The following is a 17,917-nucleotide window of genomic DNA, read 5'->3' as shown; positions in this document are numbered from 1 at the left end:
ACCTACCGATAAAGACAGTCGCGGAGCAGGGTCAGCCCGCGCTGCGTTTCTTCCGGCGTGGCGACCAACGCCACGCGGATGTATCCCTTGCCGGGGTTCTCGCCCCCGACCTCGCGCGACAGGTAAGCGCCGGGCAGCACCCGCACCCCTGTTTCGCGCCACAGTTTCAGGGCCGCCGCCTCGCCGTCCTCGACCGGCAGCCAGAGGAAGAAGCCGCCGCCGGGGGGCTGATAGCCCTGCACACCTGAAAGGATGCGGTCGGCATCAGAGAATTTCCGGTGGTAAAGCGCGCGTGAGGCTTTGACGTGATCCTCGTCCGCCCAGGCGGCTTCGGCCACCCGTTGCAGAGGCAGGGGCAGGGGCGCCCCCGCGAAGGATCGCAGCTGGCGGATACGTGCCATGCACTGAGGCCCACCCGCAACAAAGCCCGACCTCAGCCCCGGCAGGTTCGACCGCTTCGACAGCGAATGGAACACCAGCACGCGCTCCGGGTCGGCCCCCTGCCCAGCGGCCACCTGCAACAGCCCCGGCGGTGGCGCGTTGCGCCAGATTTCCGAATAGCATTCGTCGGCCAGGACGCGGAAATCGTGCTTTTCGGCAAGGGCCAGCAGATCGGCCAGATAGTCGGCCGATGCCACCGCGCCCTGCGGATTGGCGGGCGAGCAGATATAGGCCAGCGCCACCCGGTCCAGCACGTCCTTCGGCAGGCTGGCGTAATCGGGCAGGAAGCCGGTCGCTGCGGTGGCTGGCACATAGACCGGCTCTGCCCCGACCGTCAGCGCGGCCACGGCATAGACCTGGTAGAACGGGTTCGGCATCAGGACGACCGGCTTCCTGCCGTTCTTCGTCTCCGGGCACAGCGCGATGCAGGCGTTGAACAGGCCTTCGCGGGTGCCGTTCAGTGCCATCAGCCGGTCCTCGGCCACGGTCACGTCATAGCGCCGTGCGATCCAACCCGAAATCGTGGCAAGAAGCTCGGGCGTGCCCTCGTTCGGCGGATAGACGCCGAAGCCCGACAGGTTGGCGGCAAGGATCGGCCCGACGAAATCGGGCATGGCATGGCGCGGCTCGCCGATGGTCATGGCAATGGGTTCGCCGCCGGGGGCGTACGCATCCAGAAGCTTCCGCAGACGCGGAAACGCATAGTCCGGCAGGTTCGAAAACCGCTCAGGAAATGCCATTGCTGCCTCAAGGTCGGGGTCTGGTCGCCCCATTTTTGCAGACGATAGCCAGTCGCGGGCGCAAGGTCCAGAAAAACCCTGCAAGCTGAGCAGGTTGGGGCGGCCGATTGTGGCTTTTGCGCTTGGGACGCCCGGCGGCGCGGCCGTGGATCAATGTGCCCGGGCCTAGCGCAGTGCCTGTTCGGCCGCAGCGCCCAGCCGCAACAGCCGCGCTTCGCCGCCCGCCGCGCCCATCAGGCTGATCCCGCAGGAGGGCTGCGAGGTTGGCAGCGTCAGTGCGCAAAGGCCCATGAGGTTGGCGATCCGGGTGTTGCGCAGGGCCAGAAGATTTTCCGTGACGTAATAGGCATCGTCGGACATCAGCCGTCCGGCATCTGGCGGCAGGATCGGCGACGTGGGCAGCAGCACCGCATCGAAGGCCGCCGCCCGTGCCGCCCACAGCCCGCGTAACTGGTGCAGGCGGCGCCAGGCGGCAACATAGTCCATGGCCGGGAACTGCGCGCCCGATCGGAAACGTTCCAGAATGCGCGGGAACATCTTTTCCGGAGCCCTTTCGATCGTTTCCCTCCAGATGCCATAGGCTTCCGCAGTAAACAGTATGCCGGCCAGACCCATCGCATCGGCCACCTCCGGCGCGCTGATCCGGGTGATTTCGGCCCCGGCACGGGCAAGGCGACGGGTGGCATCGTCAAAGCCCTGTGCGGGCCGGTCACGCAGATCGTCAAGAGCCACGGTCTCCAGCACGGCCAGGCGCGCGCCCGACAGGCTGGTGCCCGACAGGTCGGCCGGTTTCGTGCCCGACAGGACGGCCAGAAGCTGCGCACAGTCCTCGACCGAATGGGCCAGGGGACCGATCGTGTCGAAGGTTTCGCACAGGGGCACCACGCCGGTCAGCGGCAGGCTGCCGGCGGTGGTCTTCAATCCCACAAGGTCGTTCCACGCCGCCGGGATGCGCACCGAGCCGCCGGTGTCCGATCCGATAGCCGCAGGCGCAAGACCGAAGGCAACCGAAGCCGCCGCACCAGAGGACGACCCACCCGGCACCGCTCGATCGTCATTCAGGCAGGGGGGCGTCGCGGTGACCGGGTTCAAGCCAAGGCCCGAGAAGGCCAGTTCCGACATGTGCGTCTTGCCCAGGCAGACCAGCCCGTTCAGGGTTGCCGTCTCCAGCACCGCCGCATCGCGGTCTGGTGTGCGCCCCTTCAGCAGCGCCGATCCTGCCTCGGTCGCCACGCCGGCGGTGTCGAACAGATCCTTCCAGCTGACCGGCACACCGTCCAGAAGGCCCCGGCGCAGCCCCGCCTTGGCACGGGTGGCGGCGGCCATGGCCTCGGCCCGGGCGCGGGCAGGCGTGGTGCGGACATAGATCCGGGGGGCAAGCGGGTGACTTTCGATGGCGTCGATGAAGGCTTCGGTCAGTTCGACGGGATGGATACGGCCCCCGTCGATCTCGCGCCCCAGTTCAGATGCGGTCAGGTTCGCCCAGGTTCCGGTCATGTCGCCCCCATGGTTTCGGCAAGGGTAGCGGCTTGCCGACGCATGGACAATCCGCGCCCGCAGGATAAGAAGGTCACATGAGCTGGGATGCCGATGTGGTGATTGCGGGTGGCGGGCTGAATGGCCCGGCGCTGGCGCTGGCGCTGGCCCAGGGCGGGTTCCGGGTGATCGTCGTCGATGCTCGCCGCGCCTCGGCCCGGGCCGAGGCCGGCTTCGACGGGCGCGCCTATGCGCTGGCCATCGCCTCTGTCCGTCTGCTGACCGCGATCGGGGTCTGGGGCACGGTCAGCGACAAGGCGCAGCCGATCATGGAGATACGGGCCAGCGACGGCCGCGCGGGCGAGGGGGCATCGCCCCTGTTCCTGCACTTCGACCATGCCGAGATCGAGGAAGGCCCGATGGGCCACATGCTGGAGGACCGCTTCCTTTACGCCGCCTTCCTCGCCGCGATTCAGGCCGCACCAGGCATCACCCTTCTGTCCGGCGAGACGGTCGAGGCGCAGAAGGTGGGCCCCGCCGGGGTGACCGTGACGCTGGCCTCGGGCAAGGTAGTGACGGCGGGTCTGCTCGTTGGCTGCGACGGGCGCGGCTCGGGCGTTGCAGCGCGGGCGGGAATCCGGCGCGTGGGCTGGGGCTACGGCCAGACCGCGCTGGTCACCGCGATCCGGCACGAACGCGACCACATGGGGGTGGCGCAGCAGTTCTTCATGCCGTCGGGGCCGCTTGCCATCCTGCCGCTCAAGGGCGGTCATCATTCCAGCATCGTCTGGAGCGAGACCGACACCGCCGCCGCCGCGATCCAGGCGCTGCCGGATGACCGGTATCTTGACGCGCTGCGGCCCCGGTTCGGGGATTTCCTCGGCCGGATCGAGCTGGCGGGTTCACGATTCACCTATCCCTTGTCGCTGTCCCTGGCCGAGCGTTTCGTGGCGGACCGCCTCGCGCTGGTGGGTGATGCCGCGCATGGGGTGCATCCCATCGCCGGGCAGGGGCTGAACCTGGGCCTGCGCGACGTGGCCGCGCTGGCCGAAGTGCTGATCCTGGCACGGCGCCGCGGCGAAGAGCCGGGCAGTCCGGCCGCGCTGGAGGAATACCAGCGCTGGCGCCGGTTCGATGCGACCGCCCTTGCGTTGGGCATGGATGCGGTGAACCGGGTATTTTCGAACGACAACCCGATCCTGCGGCTGGGCCGCGACCTCGGCATGGGTCTTGTCGGCGCCCTTCCCGGCCTGCGCCGCGGCTTCATCCGCCAGGCGGCGGGTCTGACCGGGGAACTGCCGAAACTGCTGGCCGGAAAGCCGATCTGAAGCCGGCAAGGACAGCAGGGCACTGCCCGAGCGTGTTGTCACCTGCCGGGCTATCAGCTAGGAAAACCCTGCAATCCTGCCACGTTCCCGCAAGAATGGACATCATCGGCCATGATCCTGAACCGTCGCCCAGTGGCTTCCTTGTGGATCGGGCAAAGGCTGCATTACCTCAACCAGCTGTGCCTGAAGTCACACCTGCTGCACGGGCATCCGGTCACCCTGTTCTGCACCCATGACGTCACAAATGCCCCCGAGGGCGTGGTCATCCGGCCGGCGTCCGAGATCATGGACCTGGACATGGATCTGGTCGAAGCGACCTCTGCCTCGTTCCTGTCTAACGTGTTCCGCTACAAGATGATCCGCAAGACGGGCGCGCTGTGGATCGACTGCGACGCCTTCTGCCACCAGCCCTTTCCCGACGAATGGGACTATGTCTTTGCTGGCCACGGGATGCGCGGGGCGTTGAACTGTGGGGTCGTCGGCCTGCCGCCGGACTGTGAGCTGATGGACCTGCTGCTCGACTACTACGACAACCTGCCGGACTATCCGCCGTGGTGGAGCAAGAAGCAGCGCAAGCAGATGGACCGCAACACAGAAAAGGGCGGCCTGTCGCATGCGGCCGCCATCTACAAGACCGAACGCACCGCCTTCGGCCCGCAGGCCTTCACCTATTTTGCCCAGAAGTCGGGGGACTACGACAAGGCGATGACACCGGATGTCCTGTATCCGGTGCCGTTCCAGCTGAACGATGTGTTCTTCGACCCCTACGGCAGGGTCGAGGGACATTTCACCGATACCACTGTATCGGTTCATCTCTACACCAACGGGACCAAGCCCTGGTGGCGCAACAACCCGCCGCTCAGGAATTCCTATGTTGCGCGCATGTGCGAACAGGTGGGGATCGACCCCGAACAGGCGCTGGGGGGCGAATGAGGGGCGCCCTGAATGCCGCACCGGCAACCGGGGTCGACGCCGGGATCGCGCCCTTCCGGCCGCGCAATCAGATGCCTGCGCGCGTGAACCTCGGCTGGATCTGACGCAGATGCCGTCCCCGGCACCGGAAGCCCTGGCATTTGGCAATCTGAAGCGGACAAGCCCGCACGGCACGATCATGGCCGTGTCGATGATGAAGGACGAGGCGCCCTACCTGCTGGAATGGTTCGCCCATCACCTTGCAGTCGGCTTCACCGACATCCTTGTCTACACCAACGACTGCACGGACGGCACAGTCGAGATGCTTCAACGGCTTCAGGCGCTGGGTCTGGGGCATCACCGCCCGAACGTGATCCGCGAAGGGGTCAAGCCGCAGCCTTCGGCGCTGTCCCATGCCCAGGCCGAACCGCTGGTGGCGGCGGCCGACTGGGTGATGGTTTTCGATGCCGACGAGTTCCTGGCAATCAACCACCCCTCGGGCCATCTGGACGGCATGCTGGATGATGTGGTGGCCAAGGGCGCGAACGGCATCGTCGTCACTTGGCGGATCTTCGGGTCGAACGGGGTGATCGACTGGTCGCGCGCCCCGGTGACCGAACAGTTCACCCGCGCCGCACCCCCCCTGTGGCGCATGGGCTGGGGGGTCAAGACGCTGTTCCGCTTCGACCCGGAATACTGGAAGCTGGGCATCCACCGCCCCACGATACGCAACAAGCATCTCCAGGGGGACTTTCCCGATACTGTCCACTGGCTGAACGGATCGGGCGAGCGGATGGAGGACTATTTCAAGTTCCGCGGCTGGCGTTCGATCCGGCGCACGGTCGGCTTTGACTGGGCCCAGATGAACCACTACGCCGTCAAGTCGATCGACAGTTATGTCATCCGCAGGCTGCGCGGCAACGTGAACAACAAGGCCGACAAGTACAACGCCGACTACTGGTCGCTACAGGACCGCAACGAGGTGCCGGACACCCGCATCCTGCGCCATGCCGAGGCGCGCGCCGCGATCATGGCACAGCTTCTGACCGACCCGATCCTGCGCGAACTGCACGAGGCGGCGCTGGACAGGGTCGAGCGGCGGCTTGCCGAGCTGCGCGAGACCGAGGCCTACCAAAGCATGCGCGCCCGCCTCATCGAAGCCGGCAAGGTGCCGATCACCAGGGTCGAGGCCAAGCCCCCCAAGGCCCGCGACCCCGCAAGGATAGCCGAGCTGATGAGCCGGGTCGAACGTCGCACCGTCGAGGCCGCAGCCATGAAACCGCGCAACGATCCGGCACCGGTTTCGGGCTGGAACGCCAGGGCCGTCGATCCCTACCGCCCCGGCAGGGTTGCGCTGTCGCAGGATCCCGGCATTGCCTGGGTACGCAATCAGGACATCGAACTGCCCGCCGATCCGCTACTTTTCTCGGCCGAGGGGATGATGGCCGTTCTGGCCGGCAAGCTCGACCGCCGCCACGCCCGCAACATCACCCTTTACACGGCAGACGCGCGCCGGATGCTTGATCTGGGGTCGGGCGTCGGCCTTTGTGCGATCAAGGCGCTGCAGGCGACACAGGGCCTTGTGGCCATGATGCAGGACGAAACGGCAGGAATGATGGCCGCGGCGGCGGCGATCCACCGCCGCAACGGGCTGACTGACAGTGCCGTGCTGAAGCTGGTCGGTGGCAGGCTGCGTCTGCCGGGGGATCGCCAGACCGAGGCCGGCGGGCTTGCAGCCTGTCTGCGCGACTTCCGGCCCGATCTGCTGCGGGTCGGCAGACGTGCCGGCCTGAGCCCGGAAATCCTTGCCGCAGCACCGCTGGACAGTGTGCGAAGGATCGTCTTTCCGGTGGACAGCGATGCCGAACTTGCCGCATGTCGGCAGGCCTTCGGCCCGGCACTGGCCGCTGTCGGCTTTAACGAGGACACCGAGGCCGCGCGGAACGGCTCGGCCCTGTTTCTGCGGGCAGGGTGAACTCAGTCAATACCGCTGTTTGCCAGGCGTTTCAGGCCACGATGTACGAAAAGATAGTCGTCCTGCCTGAGCAGGGCCGCCCCCGCTGCCCGGATACGGGCGGGGTGACCCTCTGCCGTCACCTGTTCGAAGAAGGCGCGCGCCCACTTGCGGACGGTGCGGCGGTTGCGCATGGCCTGCCAGAACTCGGGCGCTGGCTGGCCCCGTTCGGCCACCCCGGCGATCAGGTGCCCCAGCGCGCCGCATTTCAGCACCACGCGAACGGCCTCGTGCGTGGTGTGATCGATGCGCAGCATCTGCACATTGGGACCAGCCAGCCGCGCGGCATGCAGGCGATCCTCGTTCACCCGTCCGTCAAAAAGCACCACGACCCGGTCCAGCCGGCGGACCGTCTCGGCGGCATCTAGGAAATGGGGCGTCGTCCAGTCGCTGCGTTTCACTGCCCAGCCGAAGCGGCCCTCGAACGGGGCAATCTTCCGCGACATCGTTGACTGCGGCGAAAGCGCGATCACCGAAACCCCGGGAACCAGCGTGGCCATGTTGATCGCGGCGAAAGCCCCCATCGACGCGCCGATGAAGACCACCCTGTCAAAGCGGGCAAAGAACCCGTCTGCTTCAAGCTGCTGGACCAGTGGCACAGCGTCGGGGTTGCGATACCAGTCCTTGGCGAAGGACTGCACCCCGAGAAGGGCAAATCCCAAGTCCTGAACCAGGTTCGTCAGCCAGGGACTCCGGGGGTAGGGGTGGTCGATCGTGGCGAGATTGTCGAAGGTGACGATCAGGGCCCGGTCACCGGGTTCGAACCACAGCGCCGCCCGATCCCGGAGGACACGGAAGCGGTGTGACGGATCTGCGGCCGCGTCGGGGGCAAGCAGCGGCGGCAGGTCATCCGGACCATCGCTGACGGCTGACATTCGGCGTGACCCCGGCCCGTTGACTTTGCCCCTGGCCCCGCTCCGTTCCGCTGGAACGTGGACTATCAATCGGTTATAGCGATACAGACCCTGTTTGCAATATGGCGCCCTCAGCGACGACAACGGCGCAAGCGAGAGTGGATCCATGACCGACGAGCGCGAGAAACCCCCCGAGGAAATGGCCGTCCGGGCGGGCCATGGCGTTCTGGTCCGCGCTCGCAATGGCGACGTGATCGCCTATGACAGCACAGGCCTGGTGCTCCGGCTGGCGGACAGGGTGATCGACGACATCGCCCTGCGCCTGCGCGACCGCCTGCCGGTCGGGACCGGCAAACCCGAGGCCGGGGAGGCTGCCGGCCATACGGCGGGCGCGATCGACCTTGAACGCCTGGAGGCGATGCTGGACGGGCATGATGTCTGGAACCTTCGTGCCGACGGCGAATGGCTGCGCTTCACTGGCCGGCTGGCTGGGCGACAGGGACAGCGCGATTTCTGCCGAAACCGTGCGGGCGGCGCCATCCTGGCCGACGCGCCCGGTGCGCTGATCGCAATCCTGGGCATCGGCGGGCCGCGTGCGGCGCTCGCCAGTCCGCAAACGGCAGGCTACCCGTTTCACATCGTCGCACCCGCCGACGACATCGGCGCGGTCGGCCACGCCGGGATCGAGCGGGCCTCGACCACCGATCTTCTGGCCCCCTTGCGCGAGATGACGCACGAGGCGCTGATGGCCGAGGCCTGGCTTGACTGGCAGATGGAGAAACACGCGGGCCTGCCCCTGTTCGTCACCCGGGTCGAGACCGACAATTCGACATCTGCCGCCGCCCTCGCCGGCGGAATCGCGCTGGAGAACCTGCTGATCGCTGCGGCGAACATCAAGCGTGCGGCCGACAGGCTGGGCAAGTCTGCCAGAATCCTTGCCGTGACACTGGACTTCGCGCTTGAGGCGCTTGATGACACGGCTGCCGATTATCGCGACGGCATGCTGTCGGTCATGCAGCGGATCGAGGCAGGGCTTGCCAGAATGGGTTTCGACCGGCCGATCTTCGTGGCACGGCTGGAAGCGGGGCGCCCCGGCCTGATCAGCGACCGCATCATTGACGCTCAGTCCGAACTGGCCTGGAACCACGGCGACCATCGGCTGGTGATCTCGGCGCCGAGCTACATGTTCGGGTTCGACCCGCACGACCGTCCCACGGCCGCTGCCCGCCGCCAGATGGCCGAGATGTCGGCCGCCGCCGTCAGCGCCGCCGCCCTACGCCCGCTTGAGGCGAATCCGCTGAAGGACGGCTGGCGCTGCCCGGTCTTTCACCTGGCCGAACTTGACCTCACACCGGCCGTGGACGGCAGCATCACCCTGCGCGCGATCACCCGGGCGCTGGGCGATCTGCGACTGGCGCCTGGCGACGATACCGGCGGCGACCATCCGGTAGGCTTTGCCATCGACGGTGACACCACGGGCGCGCACATCCTTTCGGTCGAGGTGGACCCCTCGGATGCCCAGACCCTGCTTCTCAGGCTGGACCGGCGGCCGGCAGGGCACGACCTGCGGCTGCGCTATGGCTATGGCCCGGCACCGGACGGGCCGGCAAGGCTGGCCGTCCGCGACGACTGGCAGCTTGTCTCGGCCACTGGCCGGATGCTGCACCGCTGGGCGCTGCCCTGCCGCCTGCCCATCCATTCCGGAGGTGTCGCATCGTGATCCGGCTGGACGCAGAACTGCCGAAAGGCGCGCTTCTGGATGGCCATGTTGCCGACCTTTCCGCTGCCATCGGTGACTGCGGCGGCATCTGGCTGCACGGAGACGACACATCGCTGAAGCTGGCCAAGGACGGACAGACGATTATCGGCTGGCGCGCAATGGACGGTCGGCACGAGGCGCTGCCGATCGGCCCGAACGCGGGCAACGCCCGCAGCGCCCGGACCGAAACAGGCCTGGGCCTGCGTTGCCGTGCAGGCGAGAACTGCGGCTTTCACCTTCCGGACCTGACCGATCAGGTCGAGACCTTCAGCATGGCGGTCTTCTTCCGAACCGATCCGCAGGCCGAGGCGCGCACCCTTCTGACCCTGAACGGCGAGGGCAAGTCCCATGGATCAGGTTATCTTTTCCTGTCCGACAACGGCGACAGCATCCTGGTCAAGGACACCGGAGAAAACCTTGTGCTCGACGTTCCGCGCGCGGCCGGGGCCGGGTCCGGCCTGCGCTACCTGGTCGTGACGGTCTGTGGCGATCGCATCGCGCTGCGCGAAGGTTCGGGCACCGTGCACCAGGCCAGAGGCAACCGGCCCAGGCTTTCGACCCCCGCCTCGCTGTTCATCGGGGCGCGCAGCCACAGGGCCGGATTGCAGAAAACCCGCGGCGACTCGGTGATCGAAGATGTGATGTTCTGGCCCGCAGTCAGCCTGCTTCTTCCCAGGACTGCACGCGACAGGGACCAGTTGACGATGCTGGACCGCTACGCGCTATGGAGGCGCTAGTCGATGGCCTTCGACGCAAACCGCCTGCGCGACGGGCATCTCTGCGTCATCTGGGTGGACGACATGATCGATGTCTACACTTGGCGTGACACCTTCGGTCTGCGCATCCAGACGCCAAACCTGGACAGGCTGATGCAAAAGGCTGTCCGATTCACGAACGCCTATGCAACCGTACCGCTATGCGCGCCCTGCCGGGCTGAACTTGCGACGGGCATTTCGCCCTTCCGCAGCGGTCTGGTCGATCTGAACCGGTTCTGGCTTGACATCATGGCGCCGGAACGCGCCTGGGCGCATGACCTGCGGCGGGCAGGCTTTCACACCTTCACCACCGGCAAGGTCGATACCAACTATCGCCCGATGCCGCAGAAATATCGCCGGCTTCTGTTTCATGAGAACCCGCCCGCCGCCGACCGGGCCGAGCGGACCGGGGTGCGCGATTACCTGGACGTCGGCCCTGGAATCCGAGGGGTGAACCACCCCGACGACCGCGGCGAACAGGATGATGCATTCTATGACTACTGGGTTGCCGAAAACGCGATCCGCTACCTTGGTCGTGCCGATCCGGGGCGGCGGCAGCTGATCCAGCTCGGCTTCAAGCACCCGCACTACAACCTCGACTGCCCCGACCGCTTCTATCAGCTTTATGACCCGGCCGACATCCGCTGGCCCAGCATCGCGGCCCCGGAAGACTATTTCGGCCCCCAGCCAGGCTTTGCGGTTTACGAGGCGGCCTATATCACCAATGGCCGCTGGACGCCCGAACGATCCAGCGACGAGGCCTGGCGTCAGGTCGTGCGCGCCTATTTCGCCGCGATCAGCCACGTCGATCACGAGATAGGCCGTTTCATGCGCGCACTGGAAACCTCGCCCTTGGGCCGGGATACGACCGTTGTGTTCCTGTCCGACAACGGCTTCAACCTGGGCACGCATGACAGCTTTCACAAGATGAGCCAGTGGGACAGTGCCGCCCATGTGCCGCTGGCGATCTGGCATTGCGAACTCGAGGCGGCCGAGATTTCCCTGCCTGTCTCGCTGAGTAACGTTCCGAAGACACTGATGCAGATCGCAGGCCTGCCTCCGCGCCCGGACTGGACGCATGGGCAGAGCCTGCTGCCACTGATCCACCCGTCCTTCGGTACATATGACCGCAGCGCCTCGCCGGTGACGAGTGTGTTCGGCACGCTGTCGGTGCGCCCCTCGGTCGAGGGCTACACCCATCTGCGCTATTTCCGCTATCCGAACGGCGAAGAGCATGTCTATGACATCGAAGCCGATCCGGGCGAGACGAAGAACATCCGGGACGAGGCGCCGCTGGAGTTCCTGCGAAGCGAACTGGTGAAGGGCGCGCTGCAACTGGGGCTGGATCTGCGGGGTTTCGAAAACCCCGCAGACGGGGTCAATGCGATGATGGCGGTCGATGGCAGCGTCATCCTGTCCGGCGGCAGCGGCGATAACGACTACTGGGCCTATGGCAGCGATGCCGAGAAGATCCGGGAAAGCCGGCATGGGGGCATGGATACCCTGTGGTACATGGCCGGGCCTGACTCGTATGTGCTGCACTGTCCGCCCTACGTCGAACGCATCCGCATCGCAACGGTCGTCGCCCGGAATGAATCGGACGGCGAAACAAGCAAGACACTGAAGATCGTTGGCCACCCCGACAGCCCCATCCATTTCGAAACCTCCGAAAGGGTTAAAGTCGATGTGACCGGGTCCGATCGGGGCGACATCATGCTGGGCCCCAAATACGGCGGGGCGATCTTCAGGGGCGGGGCGGGCGATGACGAGATGCGCGCCATAGCCACGCTGCCCAGCAGTCGCCATGCCTTCTATGGCGGCGCCGGAAATGACACGCTTTACGGCGGTCCGGGAAAGGACACGCTGGATGGCGGCACCGGCGACGACGTGATCTTCGGTCGGCGCAACAATAACCTGATTTACGGCGGCCACGGCAACGACCGGATCATCGATGGCGATGGAAGCTCGGTGATCCATACCGGGCCCGGTCGGAACTTCGTCTCGCTGTCTTCGGGGGACGACATCGTCCATGTCGGCACCGGCGTGAACGAAATCGACGCAGGCACGGGTGCGGTCAGTTTCCACATCGCCTATGGGGGCGTGACGGTGATCCGCAACTGGGGGCCAGCCATGCGGCTGATCCTGGACGACTGGCCACGGCGGCCCGAGATCACGCAGATGGGCATGGGACATGTGCGGCTGCGGCTGGCGTTGTCAATCATCGATCTGCACGACGTGACCGACCCGGCTGCCCTGCCCACACAGATCGCCGGTCCAAAGGCTGCCACCCCGTCCTGATTGCACCCTTCGCAACGCTCTGCCATCATGGGCGGCGTTCCGCCAGATACAGACCCTTATGCCGATTGATCCCGCAAAGGCCCCTCTTGCAGCATTGACCATGGTGCATGAGGAAGACTTCTTTCTGGAAAGGTGGGTGGCCTACTGGCGGCGCTTTCTGCCGGACGATGCCATCTATGTCCTCAATCACGGCGGCAACGCCGATGTTGCACGCATTGCCGCCGGCTGCAACGTGATCCGGCTGCCCTATGACAGGCTGAAGAAATCGGTCAACCAGCGGCGCTGGCAGATCCTGTCGCTGCACGCCTCGGCGCTGACCGGGTTCTACCACTGGGTCGCCTGCAACGACGTGGACGAGCTGGTCGTGCTGGACCCGGAGGTCTCGACCGATCTGGTCGGCTACCTGATGGATATCTCTGCCCGCGACAAGGTGCCCCCGGCGCTCACCTGTTTTGCCATCGAAATGGTTCACAACGTGAAGAGCGAGACGGAAAGACTGCGCCCCGGCGAACCGATCCTCGGCCCGCGCCGCTGCTACCGGCTGAACTCGAACTATGCAAAGCCCTGCCTGATCAGCCGGCCGACGGAATACAAGGCAGGCGGCCATGGCGCAAACCACAGGCAGATCACAATCGACCCGCATCTCTACAACTTCCACCTGCGCTTCATTGACTTCGACTACTGCATGTCGCGCTTCCAGCGCAGCCTTGACCGCCGCCTTTCAGGCAAGACCGAAGAGGAACGGCAGAAGATGCAGAAGGCCGGATGGGGCTGGGCCTCGGTCGAGGGCACGTTCCGCGCCCTGTCGCAGCGAGCGCCTGTCGCCGAAACGATCGACCACCCCGAATTCCGCAAGGCCATGATCGAGAAAGCCATCTCTCGCCCGCCCTTCACGCTGATGGGTGGCGGCCGCCCGCCCGAGATCTACCGCCTGCCCGAACGCTTCAACGGCGTGTTCTGACCTGACGCCCCCGCAGACGCAAAGCGAGCCCATGTCGCCCAGCCTTACCCTTTTCTTCATCGTAGAGCCGCCGAGCTACCTCTACATGGGCTGCCATCTTGCTGCGTCGATCCGCAAGTTCCTGCCACCGGACGTCAGGATTTTGGGCTACTGCCCGCAGCACCGCTGGGCGGACATGGCACCGGAACCCTTGGAAGTGCTGCGTCGGTTGCGCTGCGAGGTGCGCCCGATCAGGGTCGAGGGCATGTTCGATCCATCCTATCCGCATGGCAACAAGATACTTGCCACGCTAGAACCAAAGGACACCGATTTTGCCGCCTTCCTGGACAGCGACATGCTGTTCCTGAAGCCTTGCAGCATTGAAGAACTGACAAGCCCCGGGCAGATCGGCATGGTGCCGGCAACTTCGATGCGCTGGGCGCCGCAGGATGTCTGGAAGCGGATCTACGCGACTTTCGGGATGCCAGTCCCCGACCAGCGCATCACGATGACCCGGGACAAGCGCCATGCGGTGGCGCCCTATTTCAATGCGGGTCTGGTCGTGGTGGATGAAACCTGGCGCAATCCGTCAGGCAAGCGTTTTGGCGAGGTCTGGATGGACTGCGCACAGAAGCTGGACGGTACGGGAATCGAGAATCGGCGGCCCTATCTGGACCAGATGACATTGCCTGTGGCGACCCTCGCCGCAGGAATGACCTGGAACATCCTCCCCGAGAAGTACAACTACAGCATCAATGGCATCATGCGCGGCAAGCCTCTGCCACAGGATGCCGACGTCACGCTGCTGCATTACCGCGGCCGGGTCATCCTGACTGAGGCGGGGATGCGCGACCTGCCCGACAAGATCCTTGCGGACCAGCTGGGAACCAGCCGGGTACGCTGGATCTTTGACGTTCCGCCTCCCGCAGGCATCCCGCCAGTCGCACGGGACAGCCTTCCGCCCGCGTTGCCCGATGCCGCGCACAAGGTTTCTGATGCGAGCAGGACAGTAGCCCCGGTTTCCGGATCCGACCCGTCCAAGGCCCGGATGGCCGCGGTCACGATGGTCAAGGGCGACCATGAATTCCTGTCCCGCTGGATTGGCTATTACGGCCCCTTGATCGGTCGCGAGAACCTTTATGTCCTGCGTCATGGCCCCGACCCCGAGATCGACCGCATCGCCAAGGGTGCAAACATCGTCCACCTGCCCGATACCGGCGACAAGTCCGGCTTCGACCGCCGCCGCTGGGCCACGCTGTCGCAGTTCACCAGCGGGCTGACCCTTTATTACAACTGGGTGCTGTGCACAGATGTCGACGAGATCGTCGCCCCAGACCCCGCGACCGGACAGCGGCTGCCGGATTATCTTGACAGCCTTTTTGCCACGGGACAGGCACCCCGGGTAATCTCTCCCTTCGCGATCGAGATCGTCCATACGCCTGCCAGCGAGCCCGAGCCGATACTGCCGGACCGGCCGATCCTGTCGGTGCGGCGGAACTTCCGGCTGAACTCCAATTACGCAAAGCCTTGTATCACCCGGGGCCGGATCACCTTTTCCATAGGGGGACACGGCAGCACCACCCGTGACGTGACGCTCGACCCCCGGCTTTTCCTCTTCCACCTGCGCTACATGGACGACAGCCTGTCCCGCGCGCGACTGGCCGCACGCAAGGCCTGGGTGGAACAGAAGTCCGGTCCCCTTGCCGAAGGCGCCCGGGGCGGCAGCACATGGCATCAGGGCACCGAAAGCTTCGACGCGCTAAGCCGGCTGGCCCCCGTCGAGGAACGGGCAGAATTCCCCGATTTCGTCCAGAAGATGAGCGAAGGGCGCACACAGGCCGACACAGGAAACTGGTTCTTCCGCAGCATGCGCAGCGCCGAGCTTTACCGACTTCCCCCACGCTTCGGCGCGTTGTTCTAGGGGGCGGGCCCAATGACGGCAGGCGCCAATGGGACGAATGGACGACCGGCACTGCCGAAGCGGCTTGGGCATATCTGGATCGGGCCGAAGCCTGCGCCCCTCGCCTGGATGGAGACCTGGCCGAAGCTGCATCCTGACTGGTCCTATACCGTCTATGGCAACGACACGCTGACCGGCTTCCCTTTCCGCCTGCGCGCGCTGATCAACGAATATGCGTGGCGCGGCGCCTGGGCCGGGGCGCAGGACATGATGCGCTACGAACTGCTATATCGCTTCGGTGGTTTCATGGCCGATGCCGATGCGATCTGCCTGCATCCGGTTGACGAGCTTCTGGATCGCCCACGCGCCTACACCGTCTACGACCGGCCTGAAACCGATCGCTTCCGTGGGGTCTGCCCGATTCTTGCCTGCGAACCAGGCAACCCCTTCGTCAGGAGGGTGATCGACGAGCTGGCCGGGCTGCAACCTTGGGAACTGGGGCGGCCCGAGACGACTACCGGCAACCGTTTCCTGATGCGCCTGATCCGAAGCCTCGCCCCGGACGAAGCGACGCTAAAGATCTTTCCGACACATTTCTTCATCCCTTGGCAAAAGAGCGCCCCGAACGAATGGTATGACGGCCCCGACCGCGTCTATGCCGAGCAGAAATGGGGCACATCCATGTGGGCCTACAACCGTGCCGACGGCCCGTCGGCCGAAGTCCTGTCGGGCGAACAGATCGCGCAGGGTCATGCTGCGCTGATCGGCCGGCTTTCCGGGGCCTTCGGCGACCGCCGCGGGCCCATCCCGGCTGAAACCGCCCTGCGGCAGACGGCCATCCAGACCATCGCCGCAGAACTTCCCTCGGTTCTTTGCCGGCAGGAGGTGCGACAGGATATCGAGGCGCTGAATCACGCGCTGTGCGACGGCATGGCCCGCCAGCAGCGCCCCTCGCGCTTTCAGGGCCTGCATTTCTATCGCCACATGCAGGCCCACCCGCTTACCGAAAGCCGGCCGCGCAGTCGGTCCGACCAGATGCGCCGCAGGCTGCTCGGCTGGCTTGGCACGGCCCGGCATGCGCTGGTGTTCGGCTATGATACCGGCCATCTGATCCTGTTGGCCCTGCACCTGAACCCAGACCTTCGGATCGCTGCCACCGACGCGGGCCGTTGGCCGATCGAAGCAGACAGGAATCCACCGGAGCGTGCGAGATATGTTCCCGTCGCCTGCGACTGGCTGGCAAAGCGCTTTTCCGACCGCCTGACGATCCGCGCAGAGTCTGAAACCGTGTTCATCTCAGGGCCTGCCAGGGACAGTGCCCCGTGCACAGGCTACGACCTTGTCCTTTTTCCCGATGTCGACCTTCATGCCATGCGCAGCCTGATGCTTGCGCGCAACCTGCTACAATCCGGCGCCTTCATCGTTGCGGCCAGCGCACAGGGCGCAGGCGGACGGCGCTTCAGCGATCGGCTTCGGCTTCAGAACCTGTGTGACCGCGACATTGAAACTGCGGACTTCGGTCCCGCGATCGGCAGCCTGTCCGTCGTTCGCTGGACCGGAGCCGAAGGGTGAAGGGTGCCCGCTCCGCTAGTCTGCCGTTGGTTCCGTCACATGTCGGTCTTGGCCCTTGCGGCCGTGGCATTGTAGACGGGGGCTTGCACCCCACAGGTTAGGGAACATGCAGATGAAGACCTTCGGACATTGCCGCTTTTCCTTTTTTGGCCAAAGCGACACCGGTCGGGCCATCGCCAACCTCGACGCGGCGCGTGAGCTGCTGTGGAACGATCAGCGCATGGCCGTGCGCTTTCATCTGTTCGAGAACATCACACTTCCCAGCATCCTCAACCAGACGGACCCGGACTTCACCTTTGTCATCATCTCGTCCGAGCAGATGCCCACGGTCCATCGCGACCGGCTTGAGGCGCTTGTCGCGGGGCATGCCAACATCCGCATTCTGTGGACCGCGAAGACCGATATCTCCAAAGCCAGCCGCCCGATCCTGCTGGAGGCCAGCAACGATGGCCGCGACCCGGCGCTTCACTTCCGACTGGATGATGACGATGCGGTTTCGGTCGACTTCGTGCAGCATCTCAAGCAGGCTGCGGCATCGCTCGAGCCGACATCGGTGATCAGCTTTCCTTACGGCGTCATGGGCTATCTGGACAACGGCATGGCCCGTCATCGGGAGCTCAGGAAGGATGCGATCGCCATCGGCTATGGCATCGTCAAGGCACCCGACGATTTCCGCAGCCCGTTCATGATCCAGCACCGGAAATATGCCAAGCTACACCCCGGGGTGACCGACGCAAGTTTTGCCGCCTACCACTACACCCGCCATTCGACGAACAACACCAATGGCTATGGGGCAGTGATTGACGTTGCCCCCAACTTTTATCCAGCGTGAGCGAGACTCCGGGTTTGAGTTTTGCCTGTTTGGGCGGGTTGGGCAACGGGGGCTGGCGCGGAGCTTTGCGGGTTGCGCAGCGTCAGGCCCCGTTGC

The 17,917-nt window shown here is 65.4% G+C and carries 13 protein-coding genes; 10 read left to right on the top strand and 3 right to left on the bottom strand.

Annotated elements, in window-relative coordinates:
* Positions 1 to 2 precede the first annotated feature (2 nt).
* Both EYB42_RS07990 and EYB42_RS07985 read right to left on the bottom strand, forming a co-directional pair.
* The gene (locus tag EYB42_RS07990; protein ID WP_135449443.1) at positions 3 to 1,181 is read right to left on the bottom strand and encodes an aminotransferase class I/II-fold pyridoxal phosphate-dependent enzyme; all 1,179 of its coding nucleotides are present in this window, start codon (positions 1,179 to 1,181) and stop codon (positions 3 to 5) included.
* A gap of 165 nt (positions 1,182 to 1,346) precedes the next feature.
* Positions 1,347 to 2,678 (bottom strand): amidase, encoded by a 1,332-nt coding sequence (locus EYB42_RS07985; RefSeq protein ID WP_135449441.1) that lies wholly within the window; start codon positions 2,676 to 2,678, stop codon positions 1,347 to 1,349.
* Between the two features lie 77 nt (positions 2,679 to 2,755).
* Between EYB42_RS07985 and EYB42_RS07980 the strand changes: the two genes are divergently transcribed.
* From EYB42_RS07980 to EYB42_RS07970, 3 genes are all read left to right on the top strand, one after another.
* Entirely contained in the window at positions 2,756 to 3,985 is a 1,230-nt protein-coding gene (locus EYB42_RS07980) for an FAD-dependent monooxygenase (RefSeq protein ID WP_135449439.1), read from the top strand.
* 111 nt (positions 3,986 to 4,096) lie between these two features.
* Positions 4,097 to 4,918, top strand: a complete 822-nt coding sequence (locus EYB42_RS07975; RefSeq protein WP_240784033.1) for a hypothetical protein — start codon at positions 4,097 to 4,099, stop codon at positions 4,916 to 4,918.
* 109 nt (positions 4,919 to 5,027) lie between these two features.
* The gene (locus tag EYB42_RS07970; protein ID WP_240784031.1) at positions 5,028 to 6,872 is read left to right on the top strand and encodes a glycosyltransferase family 2 protein; all 1,845 of its coding nucleotides are present in this window, start codon (positions 5,028 to 5,030) and stop codon (positions 6,870 to 6,872) included.
* 2 nt (positions 6,873 to 6,874) lie between these two features.
* Here the strand turns inward: EYB42_RS07970 and EYB42_RS07965 are convergent, their stop codons facing one another.
* Positions 6,875 to 7,786 (bottom strand): alpha/beta hydrolase family protein, encoded by a 912-nt coding sequence (locus tag EYB42_RS07965; protein ID WP_135449437.1) that lies wholly within the window; start codon positions 7,784 to 7,786, stop codon positions 6,875 to 6,877.
* 145 nt (positions 7,787 to 7,931) lie between these two features.
* On the opposite strand from EYB42_RS07965, the gene EYB42_RS07960 reads away from it, so the two are divergent.
* The 7 genes from EYB42_RS07960 to EYB42_RS07930 all read left to right on the top strand — a co-directional run bounded on the left by EYB42_RS07960 (position 7,932) and on the right by EYB42_RS07930 (position 17,821).
* Positions 7,932 to 9,485, top strand: a complete 1,554-nt coding sequence (locus EYB42_RS07960; RefSeq protein WP_135449435.1) for a hypothetical protein — start codon at positions 7,932 to 7,934, stop codon at positions 9,483 to 9,485.
* Positions 9,482 to 10,261, top strand: a complete 780-nt coding sequence (locus tag EYB42_RS07955; protein ID WP_135449434.1) for a hypothetical protein — start codon at positions 9,482 to 9,484, stop codon at positions 10,259 to 10,261. The genes EYB42_RS07960 and EYB42_RS07955 overlap by 4 nt, the downstream gene beginning before the upstream one ends.
* A gap of 3 nt (positions 10,262 to 10,264) precedes the next feature.
* Positions 10,265 to 12,577, top strand: coding sequence for a sulfatase-like hydrolase/transferase (locus EYB42_RS07950; RefSeq protein WP_135449432.1), 2,313 nt, complete (start codon positions 10,265 to 10,267; stop codon positions 12,575 to 12,577).
* A 100-nt stretch (positions 12,578 to 12,677) separates the two neighbouring features.
* Positions 12,678 to 13,538 carry a glycosyltransferase family 2 protein gene (locus EYB42_RS07945; RefSeq protein WP_135449431.1) on the top strand — a complete coding sequence of 287 codons (861 nt, stop codon included), beginning with the start codon at positions 12,678 to 12,680 and terminating at the stop codon, positions 13,536 to 13,538.
* 31 nt (positions 13,539 to 13,569) lie between these two features.
* Positions 13,570 to 15,438 carry a glycosyltransferase family 2 protein gene (locus EYB42_RS07940; RefSeq protein WP_135449429.1) on the top strand — a complete coding sequence of 623 codons (1,869 nt, stop codon included), beginning with the start codon at positions 13,570 to 13,572 and terminating at the stop codon, positions 15,436 to 15,438.
* A 12-nt stretch (positions 15,439 to 15,450) separates the two neighbouring features.
* Positions 15,451 to 16,989, top strand: coding sequence for a glycosyltransferase family 32 protein (locus tag EYB42_RS07935; protein WP_135449427.1), 1,539 nt, complete (start codon positions 15,451 to 15,453; stop codon positions 16,987 to 16,989).
* 106 nt (positions 16,990 to 17,095) lie between these two features.
* Complete coding sequence (locus EYB42_RS07930) at positions 17,096 to 17,821, top strand: glycosyltransferase (protein ID WP_135449425.1); 726 nt, start codon at positions 17,096 to 17,098, stop codon at positions 17,819 to 17,821.
* Positions 17,822 to 17,917 lie beyond the last annotated feature (96 nt).

Source organism: Tabrizicola caldifontis (assembly GCF_004762095.1).
Classification (GTDB): Bacteria; Pseudomonadota; Alphaproteobacteria; order Rhodobacterales; family Rhodobacteraceae; genus Tabrizicola; species Tabrizicola caldifontis.
The sequence above is the reverse complement of the archived record's forward strand: the minus strand, read 5'-3'. Positions and strand labels throughout refer to the sequence as shown.

Excerpts from the sequence above, each read along its gene's own strand:
- EYB42_RS07990 (WP_135449443.1), bottom strand. The coding sequence starts at position 1,181 with ATGGCATTTCCTGAGCGGTTTTCGAACCTGCCGGACTATGCGTTTCCG.
- EYB42_RS07985 (WP_135449441.1), bottom strand. The coding sequence starts at position 2,678 with ATGACCGGAACCTGGGCGAACCTGACCGCATCTGAACTGGGGCGCGAG.
- EYB42_RS07980 (WP_135449439.1), top strand. The coding sequence starts at position 2,756 with ATGAGCTGGGATGCCGATGTGGTGATTGCGGGTGGCGGGCTGAATGGC.
- EYB42_RS07975 (WP_240784033.1), top strand. The coding sequence starts at position 4,097 with ATGATCCTGAACCGTCGCCCAGTGGCTTCCTTGTGGATCGGGCAAAGG.
- EYB42_RS07970 (WP_240784031.1), top strand. The coding sequence starts at position 5,028 with ATGCCGTCCCCGGCACCGGAAGCCCTGGCATTTGGCAATCTGAAGCGG.
- EYB42_RS07965 (WP_135449437.1), bottom strand. The coding sequence starts at position 7,786 with ATGTCAGCCGTCAGCGATGGTCCGGATGACCTGCCGCCGCTGCTTGCC.
- EYB42_RS07960 (WP_135449435.1), top strand. The coding sequence starts at position 7,932 with ATGACCGACGAGCGCGAGAAACCCCCCGAGGAAATGGCCGTCCGGGCG.
- EYB42_RS07950 (WP_135449432.1), top strand. The coding sequence starts at position 10,265 with ATGGCCTTCGACGCAAACCGCCTGCGCGACGGGCATCTCTGCGTCATC.
- EYB42_RS07945 (WP_135449431.1), top strand. The coding sequence starts at position 12,678 with ATGGTGCATGAGGAAGACTTCTTTCTGGAAAGGTGGGTGGCCTACTGG.
- EYB42_RS07940 (WP_135449429.1), top strand. The coding sequence starts at position 13,570 with ATGTCGCCCAGCCTTACCCTTTTCTTCATCGTAGAGCCGCCGAGCTAC.
- EYB42_RS07935 (WP_135449427.1), top strand. The coding sequence starts at position 15,451 with ATGACGGCAGGCGCCAATGGGACGAATGGACGACCGGCACTGCCGAAG.
- EYB42_RS07930 (WP_135449425.1), top strand. The coding sequence starts at position 17,096 with ATGCAGATGAAGACCTTCGGACATTGCCGCTTTTCCTTTTTTGGCCAA.